Annotated in this window: 17 protein-coding genes and 1 pseudogene; 6 read left to right on the top strand and 12 right to left on the bottom strand. The window is 34.3% G+C overall.

Going from position 1 to position 15335, the window contains the following annotated elements; genetic code table 11:
- Positions 1–14 precede the first annotated feature (14 nt).
- Positions 15–965, bottom strand: a complete 951-nt coding sequence (locus tag ACFVQC_RS14535) for a serine protease (protein WP_377894344.1) — start codon at positions 963–965, stop codon at positions 15–17.
- 219 nt (positions 966–1184) lie between these two features.
- On the opposite strand from ACFVQC_RS14535, the gene ACFVQC_RS14530 reads away from it, so the two are divergent.
- A complete protein-coding gene (locus ACFVQC_RS14530; protein ID WP_002114332.1) occupies positions 1185–1505 on the top strand; it encodes a helix-turn-helix domain-containing protein in 321 nt (106 codons plus the stop codon).
- Between the two features lie 23 nt (positions 1506–1528).
- Positions 1529–2380 (top strand): IS3 family transposase, encoded by an 852-nt coding sequence (locus ACFVQC_RS14525; RefSeq protein ID WP_377898556.1) that lies wholly within the window; start codon positions 1529–1531, stop codon positions 2378–2380.
- Positions 2381–2469: 89 nt separating this feature from the next.
- Here ACFVQC_RS14525 and ACFVQC_RS14520 read toward each other — a convergent pair whose 3' ends face one another.
- The gene (locus ACFVQC_RS14520; protein WP_000648281.1) at positions 2470–2757 is read right to left on the bottom strand and encodes an AbrB/MazE/SpoVT family DNA-binding domain-containing protein; all 288 of its coding nucleotides are present in this window, start codon (positions 2755–2757) and stop codon (positions 2470–2472) included.
- 119 nt (positions 2758–2876) lie between these two features.
- On the bottom strand, positions 2877–4757 hold the full coding sequence (locus tag ACFVQC_RS14515) for an ABC transporter permease (protein WP_377894343.1): 1881 nt from the start codon (positions 4755–4757) through the stop codon (positions 2877–2879).
- A 269-nt stretch (positions 4758–5026) separates the two neighbouring features.
- Here ACFVQC_RS14515 and nadE point away from each other — a divergent pair, with 269 nt between their 5' ends.
- On the top strand, positions 5027–5845 hold the full coding sequence (gene nadE / locus ACFVQC_RS14510; RefSeq protein WP_377894341.1) for an ammonia-dependent NAD(+) synthetase: 819 nt from the start codon (positions 5027–5029) through the stop codon (positions 5843–5845).
- Between the two features lie 43 nt (positions 5846–5888).
- Here nadE and ACFVQC_RS14505 read toward each other — a convergent pair whose 3' ends face one another.
- From ACFVQC_RS14505 to ACFVQC_RS14490, 4 genes and pseudogenes are all read right to left on the bottom strand, one after another.
- Entirely contained in the window at positions 5889–6350 is a 462-nt protein-coding gene (locus ACFVQC_RS14505; RefSeq protein WP_377894339.1) for an NUDIX hydrolase, read from the bottom strand.
- Between the two features lie 13 nt (positions 6351–6363).
- Positions 6364–6563 (bottom strand): annotated as a pseudogene (locus ACFVQC_RS14500) (DUF4083 domain-containing protein).
- Positions 6564–6668: 105 nt separating this feature from the next.
- Positions 6669–7829 (bottom strand): transglutaminase domain-containing protein, encoded by a 1161-nt coding sequence (locus ACFVQC_RS14495; protein WP_377898555.1) that lies wholly within the window; start codon positions 7827–7829, stop codon positions 6669–6671.
- 145 nt (positions 7830–7974) lie between these two features.
- Positions 7975–8727, bottom strand: a complete 753-nt coding sequence (locus tag ACFVQC_RS14490; RefSeq protein WP_377894336.1) for a YwqG family protein — start codon at positions 8725–8727, stop codon at positions 7975–7977.
- Between the two features lie 225 nt (positions 8728–8952).
- Between ACFVQC_RS14490 and ACFVQC_RS14485 the strand changes: the two genes are divergently transcribed.
- Positions 8953–9111 carry a YjcZ family sporulation protein gene (locus ACFVQC_RS14485; protein ID WP_002118476.1) on the top strand — a complete coding sequence of 53 codons (159 nt, stop codon included), beginning with the start codon at positions 8953–8955 and terminating at the stop codon, positions 9109–9111.
- An 87-nt stretch (positions 9112–9198) separates the two neighbouring features.
- Positions 9199–10164, top strand: a complete 966-nt coding sequence (locus ACFVQC_RS14480) for a patatin-like phospholipase family protein (protein ID WP_002148634.1) — start codon at positions 9199–9201, stop codon at positions 10162–10164.
- 95 nt (positions 10165–10259) lie between these two features.
- On the opposite strand, the gene ACFVQC_RS14475 is transcribed toward ACFVQC_RS14480, so the two are convergent.
- Positions 10260–10427: a DUF3933 family protein gene (locus tag ACFVQC_RS14475; RefSeq protein WP_000816387.1), complete on the bottom strand. Its 168-nt coding sequence runs from the start codon at positions 10425–10427 to the stop codon at positions 10260–10262.
- A 12-nt stretch (positions 10428–10439) separates the two neighbouring features.
- The gene (locus ACFVQC_RS14470; RefSeq protein ID WP_377898554.1) at positions 10440–11882 is read right to left on the bottom strand and encodes an aminotransferase-like domain-containing protein; all 1443 of its coding nucleotides are present in this window, start codon (positions 11880–11882) and stop codon (positions 10440–10442) included.
- A gap of 122 nt (positions 11883–12004) precedes the next feature.
- Here ACFVQC_RS14470 and ACFVQC_RS14465 point away from each other — a divergent pair, with 122 nt between their 5' ends.
- The gene (locus ACFVQC_RS14465) at positions 12005–12622 is read left to right on the top strand and encodes a LysE/ArgO family amino acid transporter (protein ID WP_016104587.1); all 618 of its coding nucleotides are present in this window, start codon (positions 12005–12007) and stop codon (positions 12620–12622) included.
- Positions 12623–12670: 48 nt separating this feature from the next.
- Here the strand turns inward: ACFVQC_RS14465 and bcbE are convergent, their stop codons facing one another.
- The 3 genes from bcbE to ACFVQC_RS14450 form a co-directional block, all read right to left on the bottom strand.
- The gene (bcbE, locus tag ACFVQC_RS14460; RefSeq protein WP_377894359.1) at positions 12671–13921 is read right to left on the bottom strand and encodes a bacillibactin exporter BcbE; all 1251 of its coding nucleotides are present in this window, start codon (positions 13919–13921) and stop codon (positions 12671–12673) included.
- Positions 13922–14138: 217 nt separating this feature from the next.
- A complete protein-coding gene (locus ACFVQC_RS14455) occupies positions 14139–14345 on the bottom strand; it encodes an alpha/beta-type small acid-soluble spore protein (protein ID WP_000113539.1) in 207 nt (68 codons plus the stop codon).
- Positions 14346–14467: 122 nt separating this feature from the next.
- Positions 14468–15310: a sugar phosphate isomerase/epimerase family protein gene (locus ACFVQC_RS14450; RefSeq protein ID WP_377898553.1), complete on the bottom strand. Its 843-nt coding sequence runs from the start codon at positions 15308–15310 to the stop codon at positions 14468–14470.
- Positions 15311–15335 lie beyond the last annotated feature (25 nt).

Here is a 15335-nt window from a genome sequence, read left to right as displayed (position 1 = left end):
TTTTTTAGTAATTACTATTCTTTTAATAAATCTATTAATCCATTTCCTTCAGATGTACGTTCATACCCTAAAGGTACAGTCTTTTTTATAAGTTGTGCGTATATTTCCGGCTCTGATAATTTTCTACCGTACTCTCTCTCGCACTGCTTTATGAGAAGTGCTAACGCCCCAGCAACATGCGGCGTCGCCATTGAAGTACCACTTAATACTGCATATTTCCCCTCTGGATACGTAGACAGTATTTCATCACCCGGCGCTACTAAATCAATTTCTTGATTTGAATTACTAAAGCATGAAATTTTCCGCTCTAAATTAACAGCACCTACTTCGATTACTTCAGAATAAGCACCTGGAAAATCTAATTCTTCCGTATCATCGTTACAATCCCCATCATTTCCAGCAGCGCATACGACAAGTACGTCTTGTTTTACCGCATTTTGAATAGCTTCATGTAATCCTGGTACATCTTGCGGACCACCAAGTGACATTGAAATAATTCTCACTTTCTCTTTATTCGGTCCTCTCCAATTTACAGCATAATGAATGGCCTCAATAATTTGCTCATAGCTTCCAGAACCGTCTCCAGCTAATACTTTTAAAACTAACATTTTAGCAAGTGGCGCTACACCTAAAACACCGACACCATTTTCAGTCGCTGCGATTGTCCCCGCTACATGAGTACCATGCCCATTATTATCAAGATAAATTTTCGGATCACCTTCATAATCTTTTGTAAAATTTCTCCCACCAATAATACGATCTTTTAAATCTACATGATTTATATCACAACCTGTATCTAAAACGGCAACGACAATGTCTTTCCCTTTCGCACTCTTTTCCCATACTTGCGGAGCATGAATCAGCTGTACACCTGGTGGAATTTCATTTACTTGTTCAACCACTTTATTTACAGTAAACGGAATTAATTTAATGCCTTTTTGTTTATTCGCTGTACTACTATTCATCGTAATCCCTCCTGAAAATATATTATTTTCATTTCAGACCACTATTGAATGCGTTTATATTTAACTTTCGTTTTATTCGTTCTATTTTCCTTCCTCTCAAATATTTCTCAATAAACAAAAGAAAAGGACCCATTAATGATATTATCCCCTTTAAGTAGACAGTGTAAAAAGACCATGTACATACATGGATGTTACACTATTACTTGGAGGGGATTTTTCATGACTAAAAAAGGTTCAACATTTATTACATATTCAGAAGAATTAAAGTTAGCGGCTGTTCAAAGTTATTTAAACGGAGAAGGAAGTTACAATATGATAAAGGAAAAATATCAGATTAGAAGCTCTACACAACTAAAAAATTGGGTGAAAAAATATAAAGAATTTGGTGAAATTACAGATACTCGTGGAAAAAATGGTGGAATGAAAGGTATATCAAATCCTCTAAAAGGCAAACGCGTTCATTTTAAGACGATTGAAGAGGAACGTGACTACTATAAGGCACAGGTTGAATATTTAAAAAAGCAGTATCCGAATCTGTAAATGGAGGTGCACTAAAATATACGGTGAGATATCATATCATTGAATCATTAAAGGGGAAATATCCGGTTATATGGCTTACGAAATATGCGGGTGTACATCGTTCAAGTTACTATAAGTGGATTCATACAAAAAGTATGAAAAACATACGACTAGAATCCGAGAAACGATTAAAAAAAGTAATACAATCTATTCACGTAAGGCACAAGGAATATGGTTATCCACGTATGAAAATCGCTTTACAGGAAGAGGGATATTTTATAAATCACAAAAAAGTATATCGCTTAATGAGCGAGCTCAACATTCAATCTATTATTCGAAAGAAGCGTCGCTTCTTTAAAGGGAACTACTCCAATGTTTTTCCGAATGTTTTAAACCGTGAATTCAAAGATCGCCAACAAAATGAAGCGCTTGTTACAGATATTACTTACCTACGATTCCAAGAGGGATTTCGGTATCTTTCTGTTGTACAAGATATTTATAATAACGAAGTTGTTTCTTGGAAAATATCCAAGCGCAACGATAATGAACTTGTATTAGATACAATTGAAATGTTGGCACAAAAAAGAGATGTGCGTGGAACCATTCTCCATTCAGATCAGGGATTCCAGTACACATCTCACGCCTACAACAAACGACTTTTAGGTTTAGGTATCATTGGCAGCCACTCTCGCAAAGGAAACTGCCATGATAATGCCTGTATTGAGTCATTTTTCTCCCATTTTAAATCGGAAATGTTGTATTTGAATCATTTTAAAACAGAAGCAGATTTAATACAAGCAATTGAAGAGTATATTTATTTTTATAACTATAAACGGTTCCAAAAACGACTCAACCACCGAGCTCCGATAGAATATCGAATCTCGATGGCTGCTTAGTCTTTTTAATATTGTCTACTTGACAGGGATAAGACCATTAAATGGTCCTTTTCTTTTTCAGTTTTTCAATAGAATAATATAAATTAAGACTAAATCTCACTCTTTTTCAAAAACTGCTCAATTTCTTTTATTACATGTTTTGCGCCTTCTATACTAACAGTAATGTTTCCATTTGCTAATGAAATATTTTGGTCTGAAACATCACCTGTTATTTGACAAGCATTGTAAGGTTGATATTTTTGTAAAATGACTTTGTCTTCTTCTACAAAAATTTCAAGTGGTGATTTGATTTGTATTCCTAATACATCTCGTAATTCTTTAGGAATAACTATCCGTCCCAATTCATCTACTTTTCGAATAATTCCTGTTGCTTTCATGTTACTCCCCCCTTACTCTCTATTATTTTTTTCACCTCGCTATTTTCATTTTATCACTATATATTTGGTAATGCCTTACTCTTTTTAGAAAATATAGTACAAAAGTTAAAAAAACACATTTAACGAATATTCAATCTTTCTTTCAATTGTTTTAAATAACGAGCTCGTATAATGACGAAATACAAAACTTGAATACTTACAAAAATACTTAATACAATCGTATTCTCTTTAAACAGTGAGTACTCAAACATTTGTCCTAACGCAGTTAATGCTACTGCCCCATGTAATGTTGCAACTCCAACTGGAACGAAGAATAAAAGCGCTAAGCGGATTGTGACTACTTTCGATAATTCCCCTCTCGTCAATCCAACTTTTCGAATCATTTCAAATAAACGAGTATCGTCCTCCAAATCTGAAAATAAACGGAAGTAAAGGAAGCTTCCTGCACAAACGAAAAATACAATACCAATAAAGAAACCTACAAATAAAATGGGTCCTGCGATTTGTAAACTTTGATTTTGATCGTACTCTTCTGCACTAAACGTTGCATGTTCTTGATAAGGCTTAATCTGATTCGTAAGCTCTTTACCAACCTCAATTTCATCTTTTGTTCCTTGTGTTTTATACATATAATCTTTTTCTTCTTTAAATCCATCTTGTAATGAATCATATTGATTTTTAGAGATTACATAAACATTACCTCTTAGTATTTTACTTAATGAAGAAGTATTAACTTTTTTCACATTTAAAGGTTCATTCACATTTGGTAAAGTAATTTCTTTCCTTTCTTTCATGGGTGGTCCTGGTATTTCGACTGACAAAAATAAAGCCTCTTTATTTGATACAGTATTAAATGGTTCTCCTGTTAACTTTGCATATTCCTTATAATCTGATTCTTTTATAAAACTGGCGCTTCTTAACGACTGCTCCTCCGTTGTCTTCGATGAAATATTTATTTTTGAAGCTGCTATATTATGTTTCTTTAATCCTTCGTCAATAATTTTCAGATGCTGTGACTCATTGCTATTACCTTGCTTAGAATGATAGTGAAACGCAATTGGTCTGTCCATAATTTCTTTCGTCATCGAAGCAAAACCAACCAATGTACCTATTGCTGAAAATGCTACAGTTGAAATAATCGTTACAATAAAGAACATTCTCGCGTTATCTCTCATACGGTATGCTAAATCTGACAAAGTAATAATATTTGTCTGTGTCCAATAGAAACGTTTACTTTTTTTACATAGTCGAATAATAAAGACGCTCAACTGCTTGTACAGCAAATACGTACCGATAGTGACTACCGTTGTAACAGGAATCATCATAATAAATACCATTGCACCATGTGACATAAGAGCGCCTACATACCCAACACTAAGCAATACTACTGCTAATATAGAAGAAATTATAGATGCCTTCGGTTCTGGTTTCGCCTCTGCTGATCCTCTAAACAATTTCATAATTTTATTTTTACGAACCATTCCTGCACTGAACAATGAAATAATCATAAATAATACGAAAAACATAATACTCGTTACAACAATCGCTTTCATCGGTATGTAATAGGATAAAGAAATATCTAATTTTAAAATCATCGGGGCTACAAAAATTAATATCCCTGAAAATAACATACCTGAAAGAATCCCAAAAATAATTGCCCCTATTCCAATCATGATATTTTCAAAGAAGATAAGACGCTTTAATTGATATTTCGTCATACCTAGCATCATTAAAATTCCTAGTTCACGCTTTCTCGTTTTCAAAAACATTCCCATTGAATATAAAATAAAGAAGAATGTAAATAAGTAAATAATAGACTGTGCAAAAGACATACTTATAAATACGTACTTCCCTAATTCTCCCGCACTTAATGCCGGATGGAACGCAAAAAATGAATATACAAAAAAGGCCATAATGGCAAATGCACTACTCAAAAAATAAGCTGAGTATGTTCGTCTATTTCGCGTTACATTTCGAAATGCGAGTTCTCTAATGTTCATACTACTTCTCCGCCCTTCTACTAACTATGTTCTTATATTAGTAAAGTACGGAAATACCTTCCATCGATTCAAATGACAAAAACCTTACATTATTGAAAGGTTTAAAAAATTACTTACACGAAGCAGTTTCATTATAATGACTACATTCATATTCATACACACATCCTATTGTATATTCGTTAGTTTTGCGAAATAATAAAGGATAGAAGTATGTACCAATATACATATAAACTTATTTATCGCTTTAATATGAATAGGAGGAAAACATAATGACATTACAAGAACAGATTATGAAAGCATTACATGTTCAGCCTGTAATTGATCCGAAAGAAGAAATTCGTAAACGAGTTGATTTCTTAAAAGATTATGTAAAAAAAACGGGTGCGAAAGGATTTGTACTTGGAATTAGTGGCGGACAAGATTCTACATTAGCTGGACGTTTAGCTCAGCTTGCAGTTGAAGAAATTCGTAATGAAGGTGGTAACGCAACGTTTATCGCCGTACGTCTTCCGTACAAAGTACAAAAGGATGAAGATGATGCACAATTAGCATTACAATTTATTCAAGCTGATCAATCTACTGCATTTGATATCGCTTCAACAGTTGATACTTTCTCAAATCAATACGAAAACTTATTAGGTGAATCATTAACAGATTTCAATAAAGGTAACGTTAAAGCGCGTATCCGTATGGTTACACAATATGCAATCGGCGGACAACAAGGATTACTTGTTATCGGAACTGATCACGCGGCTGAAGCTGTAACAGGTTTCTTCACAAAATTTGGAGATGGCGGTGCAGATTTATTACCATTAACAGGTTTAACGAAGCGCCAAGGACGTGCTTTATTACAAGAGTTAGGTGCAGACGAGCGACTTTACTTAAAAATGCCAACAGCTGATTTATTAGATAAAAAGCCAGGTCAAGCTGATGAAACAGAATTAGGCATTACTTACGATCAATTAGATGATTATTTAGAAGGTAAATCAGTTCCAGCTGACGTTGCAGAAAAAATCGAAAAGCGTTACACAGTGAGTGAACATAAACGACAAGTACCAGCGTCAATGTTTGATGATTGGTGGAAATAGAACATAAAAAAAGAAGCTAATCTTTTAGCTTCTTTTTTATATGTTAGCGATATACCCCTACTCTTTTCTCCAATAAATCTTGCAAGCAATCTTCATGTTGTTTACAAAATAACGGTGGCATTTTATCTAACGGGAAAAACTTCAAATCCAACGTTTCATCACCGTCTACTTTTTTGTTCCCTCCAACGATTGAAAACTTAAAGAATATTACAATTGCCTGTGCCTGATCTCCATTCGGATATGTTTGAAAATATTTCGTATACACGCCAATGAGCTCATCAATTTCTACATCATATCCTGTTTCTTCTTTAACTTCTCGAATGGCAGTTTCTGCAGCCGACTCTCCTATTTCCATTGCACCGCCCGGAAAGCCCCAAGCGTTAAAGTCTCCCCTTTTTTGCAGTAATACTTCTCCCTCTTTATTAAATACACAACCACCCGCAAAGTTTAAGAAAATATAATCATGTCCTACTTTTTCACGTAATTCCTTTATATAATTCGCCATTTACTTCTCCTTTTTATACATCTTCCATCATTCTTTTTTTATCTTTTTCAAGCAATTCAATAATCCGATCTAGCTTCTGATTCATATTAATCACATGTTATTTTACAATAAGCTTTTAATGAACAGAGTAAATGATAGAAACAACAAAACGATAAGTCCGATTACTAGACAAGAATATATCAATGTAAATATATTACTTTCGAACAAGTTCATTCAACTATCGCATCCTCTTCCCTTTATTCTATCACACGATTCTAAATAGTCACTAATATTATAACCAAACGCAAAAAGAGCACCTTTTAAAGATGCTCTTTTTCATTAATACGTAAATGTAATTGTCGCTAATGAATAACCTGCCATTGCACTATATGGCGCAACTTGATAAGATACACGCTTTGCACCTTTTGGCCAAGTTACTTCATTTAATACTGTCTTTATATCTTGCATCGTTCCATCCATAGACTGCTTATATCGTACTTCTACTTTTTCTGGTTTAGATGCAAATTGTTGCTGTAACTTTTGCTTAAATTCATTATAATTTTCCGCTCCATATTGTGCAGACAAGTATTTTAAATTTGTTTCTTTTAACATTTTCTCATATACAATCGTTTTTGAGCTACCAGCTTTTATTTTGTTTGTTAATTCACCAAAGTAACTTGTAGTTGCCGCTGGATATTTACTACGATCCCATTCGTGGTCTTTGCTTAACTGCTCGTCAGACATATTAAAATAGGAATATGTTACACGCCCAGCTTTATCTGGTACTGGATCATCGAATGTAGTATCTAGGTGGTACCACTTGTTATCAATGTTCACTAAATTCCATGCGTGAGCTTGTCCATTCCCTGTACCTGTTACAATATGATTTTGAATACCTGCTTCTTGCAATAATTGATATGTTAATAATGTATATCCTTGGCAAACTGCAGAACGATTCGCTAACGCTTCATACGCTGTATACGCTTGATAAGACGTATCATAAGATACATGTTTTACAACGTAATCATGAATAGCTTTTACTTTCTCATGCTCATCCATGCCTTGTTTAATTATAGAATTTACAATTGCTTTCGCCTGAGACTTTACATACTGTGTTTGCTCTTTTGATTCACGATACTCCACTTGTAATGTAAACGTATAATTCCCTGGCATACCTTTTATAGAATACTTAGTAGATGCTACATTATATTTTACATACTCATCAGCATCTACGATTTTATTAAACTCGCCGTACAATTGGTCCATAATCTTTCTAGCATCTCTATCTTTTGTTTTATATGCGATTGTAATATTTTCTTCACGATTATCAATCTGTTTTTTTAATTCTTTTCTGAAATCATTTAACAACTTTGCATCTGATTGTGTTGTCACTGTAGTCGGATTCGTAGCCGCATAAGATACAGATGACGCTTGTAAGCCTCCCATTACTATAGTTGAACAAAGTGCGGCAGCTGTCACATACTTACTTGTCTTTCCCATCTTGTCACTCCTTACATTCTATAACTATACGAAAAAGTATCGTATAGTTTCAGAGTATACAATACTTTTCAAAATAGGTCATATGAGATTATGCATATTTAACATTGTAAAAAGGTTGTTCTTTTTACAAGAACAACCTTCTTCATTAACAAGTTTGTAACACACAACATGTATTTTCAAAACGTCGATTTTTCAAATCTTCATTACTAATACAGAAATATAGCATTCCTAATTCTCCCCAAACCATATTACAATTTTTATGATCTGAATCAATTTGGAATAAAAGCGTCATTTGCTGTGGCTCTATCCCCATATATTCTCCTGTCTCATATAATACTTCCTCTTGTACAGAGAATGGTTCTCCAAACATTTGATGATTATCATAGTTGTCTGGGATTAGCTCTTCAAGTAATTGCAAGAAACGATCTGAATCTGCCTCATCTTCAATGAAAAGCTCCGGTAATTTATACGTCAGTTCAAAAGTAATTGCACACTGGTTATATTTCGCTTGTATTTCATCTGCTCTACGTAATTGCTCTACAGGGATATCATAATAAAGTACACGTCCAGCTTCGTTTGGATTTACATCTTCTTCAAAGTAATTTTCAATATTAAAGAAATATAACATCCCTGTCTTAGGAAGATTGTGATCCATACCAACGTTTTGTAGATCACTTAAATTAAACTGTGCAATAAAACGTAACGGATTCTCTTTGTATGTTGGATATTCAAATGAATCCGGTAAATCAGGAACTCCCCCCATTTTCGAACTACCTATCGCAACCGTTTCTTGCTGCTCGGGCACAACTTTTACACAAGGAAATATAGTATTAATAAGTTCCTCTTTTAAATGTGTCAGTCCATATTTATCAATTAACACTTCAATTTGCTGTCTCATAAATTCTCCTTACATTTACATACTTATTTGTATCATAGCACAAAGATTATACTCCATTCATTGTAAAATCAACAAGCCTTCCAAAAAAACGGGCTTATCCCTCGTACGCGAACAAGTTTAAAAAAGCATAGTATACATTGTTCCTACAAACACGATAGTTCTTTATTTCTTCCAGTATATTTTCCCCTCGTTCATTTTTATTTTTAATTTAAGGAGGAATTCCACATGGGTTACGGATATAGTTGCGGCGGTTACGGCGGTGGTTACGGTTACGGCGGTAGTTGTGGTGGATGTGGTTATGGAGGTTTCGCTTTATTAATCGTTTTATTTATCCTTCTAATCATCATTGGAGCTAGCTGTTGGGGCGGCGGATTCGGCTGCTAGTAAACTTAAAAACTATTGTAAAAAAGCGCGTACAATACGTGCTTTTTTGCCATTTTCAAATTTTCCATCTGAAAGGAAGTATGTTTAATGAAGATTGATGGTGTTTTCGAGGGAGGCGGTGTACGCGGAATTGCTCATGTAGGGGCAATTTGCGCGTTAGCCGAAAAAGGTTATGAATGGGAACGTTTAGCTGGAACATCAGCCGGTGCTATTATTGCAGCGCTTCTAGCAGCAGGATATTCTTGTTCCGAATTAAAAACTATTGTAACAGACATTGATTATGAAAAATTCACTAAAAAAACTTTTCTTGATAGAATCCCCTTTATTGGTAAAGGATTAAGCGCTTGGTCTACTCTAGGCATTTATTCAAATGTATTTCTCGAAGAATGGCTAGAAGACCTGCTTAGAAAAAAAGGAATTCATTTGTTTACAGACTTACCAGATTTGAATAAACTCAAAATTATCGCTTCAGATATAAGCAATGGTAAAATGGTTATTTTTCCCGATGACTTGCCAAACTACGGATTTTTAAATTATCGCTTCCCTATCGCTAAAGCAGTAAGAATGAGTGGAACCATTCCTTTCTTCTTCGAACCAGTGAAATGGAGAACACCAAAATGGAAACAACCTTGTTATATGGTTGATGGCGGTATCTTAAGTAATTATCCAATTTGGATTTTCGATTCACCGACTTCTCCTCGCTGGCCTACCTTTGGATTTCATTTTGTAAAAGATGAGATTCAAGCTGATCCCGCCCACTATGAAGAACCTATTTCCATGTTCAAAGGACTATTTAAAACAATGATGCAAGCTCATGATTTACGTCATTTAGATAAAGAATCAAAGGCTAGAACTATTACAATTCCAACAGGAACCATTACAAGTACTAATTTTCAATTAACTAAAAAAGAGAAAGAATGGCTCTATAAATCTGGTTATAATGCCGCTAATAAGTTTTTGCAATCTTGGAACTTCAGGCAATATGTTGATGAATATAGAGACGGAAATCAGGATCGAAAAACAAATCGGTATTTCCGTCAACTTGACTCATAATTATATTATTTTCCCTGTCACACTTTAATAGTAAATAAGCCTAATAATATAGTACATTATTAGGCTTATTTACTTCTTATGTACTCCCCTATTGTTTAAGGATAAGTTAACCCCTCTGCTTCTTCTGCAGTAATTACTATGTAACGATTTCCAGTTCTTAACCCTAATAATTCTGCTTTTTCAATTGCATCCTGTTTTGTTTCCGCATAAGCAGCTAAATATTTATCTCCATCAATCATTTGGCAAATCACATATTGCTTCATGGTTTTCTCCTTTTACCCTTTAATTAATTGCGCGATCTTTTTTATTCCAGCTTCAATTTCTTCTACAGTTGCATAGGAATAAGAAAGACGTAAAAATTGGTTAGCACTTCTATCATACAAAGTGCCTGGGTTTAATAACACCTTTTCTTGCAAAGCTTTGTCAAATAAACTACGATTCGAAATTGGTAGATTTATATGTAGCCAAATGTAAAAGCTTCCTACTGGCTCATGCCAAGTTGCAATGCCACTACAATACTTTTCTAACATACTTATCATAAAATCTCTACGTTTTTTCAATTCACTTCTTACAAACTGTAAATGTTCATCATACAATCCATTTTCAAACCACTCCGCTGCAATCTGCTGGGATATAGAACTTGAACCATAATCAGTTTGCATTTTTATATCTGCTAATCTTTGAATAACGGATTCTGATCCAACAACCCATCCAATTCTTAAACCAGGACTAATGACTTTGGACATACTTCCAATATGTAGCACGATACCATTTTTATCATATGCCTTTAAAGGCTTTGAAACTGGTGCATCGAACCATAAATCTTGATATACCGCGTCCTCAATAATAGGCAATCCAATTTCATTACATATCTCCATCACTTCTTCCCTCTTCTTACCGTTCATACTAAAATTGGTCGGATTATGAAAAGATGGGATTGTATATAAAATAGATGCGTTAAATTGTTTCTTATATTTTGTAATATATGAAGTATTTATACCATTCTCATTCATTGGTATTCCAATCAAGCGCATTCCTGCTGATTGAAATACATTAAGCGAATATAAATATGATGGTTTTTCTAATAAAATTGACGCTCCTTTCGGAAGAAGACCCATAGAAATAAGTTGCAATGCTTGAATTGCCCCCGAAACAATTAAAATAGAGTCAGGAGATACATATACCCCATGCCCTTTTAAATATTCCGCAATTTTTTTTCTTAAATGGAGATTTCCTTTCGGTTCCTCATACCCAAGTGTAACATTTGATTGTAAAATTTTACCAATAATACCCTTCATCTTTTTCTCAGGCAAGAGACTCGGTGAAAGTTCACCTGTTCCTAATCGAATTACATTGGGAGTAAATTCAGCTTGATTAATCTCTTGTACAGCAGGAAGATTCGGATAATGAAGTCCTGTTTCTACATAAGACTGCCAGTTTGGAGGCGGGGCATATGTAGAAGTACTCTCACTATTATTTATAACAATTGTTCCCTTCCGGCCATTCCCCTCAATGTACCCTTTTGCTACTAATTCATCGAAAGCCATTACAATTGTACTTCGATTCACTTCAAACGTATGCGCCAAATCTCTTTGTGAAGGTAATTTAGTTCCAACTGTCCATTCCCCATTAACAATTCTTTCTTTTATATAAGATTCTATTTGTTTATATAAAGGAATAGACGAAAACATATTAGGTTTCCAAACGAGCCTTTCCACTATATCACCTCACATACTTTATGGTTGGTAACCTATCCAACCATATGGATGGATACAAATTTTCATTTCTTCTATACAATATACACTATCATAACTAATCACATTAAGTAGGAGGTAATATGATGAGTGAAGCAATTATTCACGGTATCATCCTTGCATTTGGTCTTATCATTCCATTAGGTGTCCAAAATGTTTTCGTCTTTAATCAAGGCGCGAGTCAACCAAATATTTGGCGAGCTGCTCCTGTAGTCTTGACTGCATCTATATGTGATACATTATTAATATTAATTGCTGTACAAGGTGTATCCCTTGTACTCCTTACTTTTTCTTGGTTAACAACCACTCTGTATATGATTGGATTTTTCTTTCTTATGTATATGGGCTGGGTTATTTGGAGAAGCGATCCTTCAAATGATGTAAAGCAAGAAAAAAGCATGCCTTTAAAAAATCAAATTATTTTCACCGCATCGGTTTCATTACTAAATCCACACGCAATTTTAGATACAATTGGTGTAATCGGAACAAACTCTATACAGTACATAGGAAGTGAGAAATGGGCTTTCACTTTTGCAACAATTATAGTTTCTTGGATTTGGTTTATTAGTTTAGCTTTTGCTGGAAAATTTCTAAAAGGATTAGACTCGACAGGAAAAACGATTACAGTATTAAATAAATTTTCAGGGCTAATCATATGGGGAGTCGCACTTTATATGTTAAAACAAGTTATTTTTCCTAACTAATTAAAGAGAATTGCATGTTGTGTAATTAACATGCAATTCTCTTTCGGATTATGACGTTGGTTCCGGCTTCTGTTTTACCATCATTGTATCTTTTGCTGGTTTAATCCAAATAATTGCTATGACCGCACCAATAGCAGCGAAGATGCTCGTTAAATAAAATACTTCATGGTCCGCCCCTTTCATAAAAAAAGAATACAGGGGTGGTCCAGCTGCTACACCGATAAATCGCATTGAACTATAAAATGACGTAACTGTCCCCCTCTGCTCTTTTTCAATCCCTTGTGTAATAAGAGCATCTAGACACGGTAACGCCATACCAATTCCTCCCCCCATAATAACGAGACAAAGAAGTAGCAAATAAATTCCTTTTAGAAATAAAGGTAAGAAGACAGATGCAGCAGCCAGTAAAAATCCAATATAAATACACTTTTTCATAATATCTTGTTTATCTCCAATTTTTTTACCAGCCATATATGAGCTAAGTGATAGTACAAGTAAAGGAATAGCGAGTACACACCCTTTCCATATACCATGAATGTCGTACTTCGACTCCAGTATAGTTGACAGATAAAAAAGTATTCCGAATAAAATAAGCATAATAATTGCACCTAGTATAAAAATGGCAATTAACCATCTTCCCTTTTCTCGAAACGTAGAGATAATAGATTGAATAAATTCTTTAAGTGGTGGGACTTCTTCTTCTTGTTTCTTCGCCTTTACTAGTACCAGTAGTAAAACAATCGATATTAAACATAAAACTGGAATCGCCCAAAATGGTAAGAACCATACAATAGCTGCAAGAGCTGATCCTAATATGGGACTCAATACTTTTCCAAATGTATTTGACGTCTCAATGATTCCTAAACCTGCACTAACCTGTTTTTCATCTTTGTATAAATCACCTACACATGGTATGACAACTGGCATAGCACCAGCAGCACCTATCCCTTGAATTGCTCTTCCGATAAGAATCCAAACGTAAGGGTTATCAACTTTCCATGATACCCAGCCCGTTATCGCTCCTCCAATAGCTGCAATTAATAAACTTGGAACCATTACCATCTTTCGTCCCCATCTATCTGATAAATAGCCAGCAATCGGTATAAGTATAATTGCAATGATAGAATAAATTGTAATAATCATGGATACTTGGAAAGATGAAATATGTAATTTCTTTTCAATGGTTGGCAGGATTGGAATAAGCATTGAATTACCTAACGTCATAACAAGTGGAACTGATGCAAGTGCAATTAAACAACAGTTTTCTTTTTTTAACATGTTGATTTCGGAACCTTTCATCATATATTTCTTACCATATAATAGCCCTGCTGGAACTTAATTTTGCATTCCACCAGGGCTATTTCATCTTTACTACTTTCCATTTACAACAAAAGAAATTGGGTAAAATATAGCATTACTCCTATTCTTTGAATCCTGTTCACAATATATCCATACCAATTAATTGAAAATAAAAAAGAAAGGAAGAATCCTTCCTTTCTCCTATAACCTTCTACATTTAGCGAGTATATCCGCCACCAAGCTGTTGTTCTGCCATCGCTACAAGGCGTTTTGTAATTTCACCGCCTACAGAACCGTTTGCACGTGAAGAAGTATCAGCTCCAAGCTGTACACCAAACTCTTGTGCAATTTCATATTTCATTTGATCTAGAGCTGCTTGTGCTCCATGTGATGCTAATTGATTAGCGTTACGATTTCTAGCCATTACCGATCACCTCCTTATATATATTAAATTGTATCAAATCCGAAATTAAATACATGGTAATTTTTGGTTATTTATTCCGTAAAAAAAGAGTCTCTTAAACGAGACCCTTACATCATTCCATCTTATGAGGTTACTACTTCTAATTTTCTATTTGTTAATGCTCTCATTTCTTCTTTTAATATATCTTTCGCATTATGTCCAAACCATTCAAGTGAAGCAAACTGTTCAGTATCGCTCACTTCCTGGATGATTTCATCATAATTTACTATACCTTCAAATAATGGGACCATTCCTATACGACTTCCAGCAGCAGCATATACATTATTTGGTTCAAACACGTGTAAATACTCCGCTGATGATATATTCTTAAAATGGTAATGTTGTATCCACGGCTTTAGTCGCTGGAAACTATCTACCGGGTCTGCACCAGACTCCCAAATATGAAGAAAATCTAGGTTTATTTTTAAATATGGATGATTTACTTCTTCTAACAATTTCAAAGTAGACGGTAAAGTATCCGTTAACGTATTTGGATGTGTTTCTAATAGTATATACATATTGTGCTGAGCAAATAGATCACAAATCATGCGAATTCGCTTCACATACTCTTTTCTCTCTTGTTCCGAGAAATCCTCACTACCTTTTTGCCCAGCAAACGTACGAATTTTATTTGTATTAAACCAATTAGCTAGTGTTACCAGTTGTTCACATTTTTCCAGCGTTTTTTGAAAATCTGCTAATAATGATATATCTAAATAATCACTTATCATCGTAACTTCTAAATTTTTATCCTTTAAAAAATCCAGCTCTCTCTCTGTCGTTTCACGCTCTTGCATATATAAATTTTGTGCATGAGTCCCCCATAATTCAATCCCTTCAAAACCGTTTTCGTATGCAAATTGAACAATATCAGTAAATGAAATTAGTTGATGGCGAAATGAAATTGTACATAGTGAATATTTCATAGGTTTGAACTCCCTTATCTTAAAT

This window comes from Bacillus sp. NPDC057893, assembly GCF_042796455.1.
Taxonomy (GTDB): Bacteria; Bacillota; Bacilli; order Bacillales; family Bacillaceae_G; genus Bacillus_A.
The sequence above is the reverse complement of the archived record's forward strand: the minus strand, read 5'-3'. Positions and strand labels throughout refer to the sequence as shown.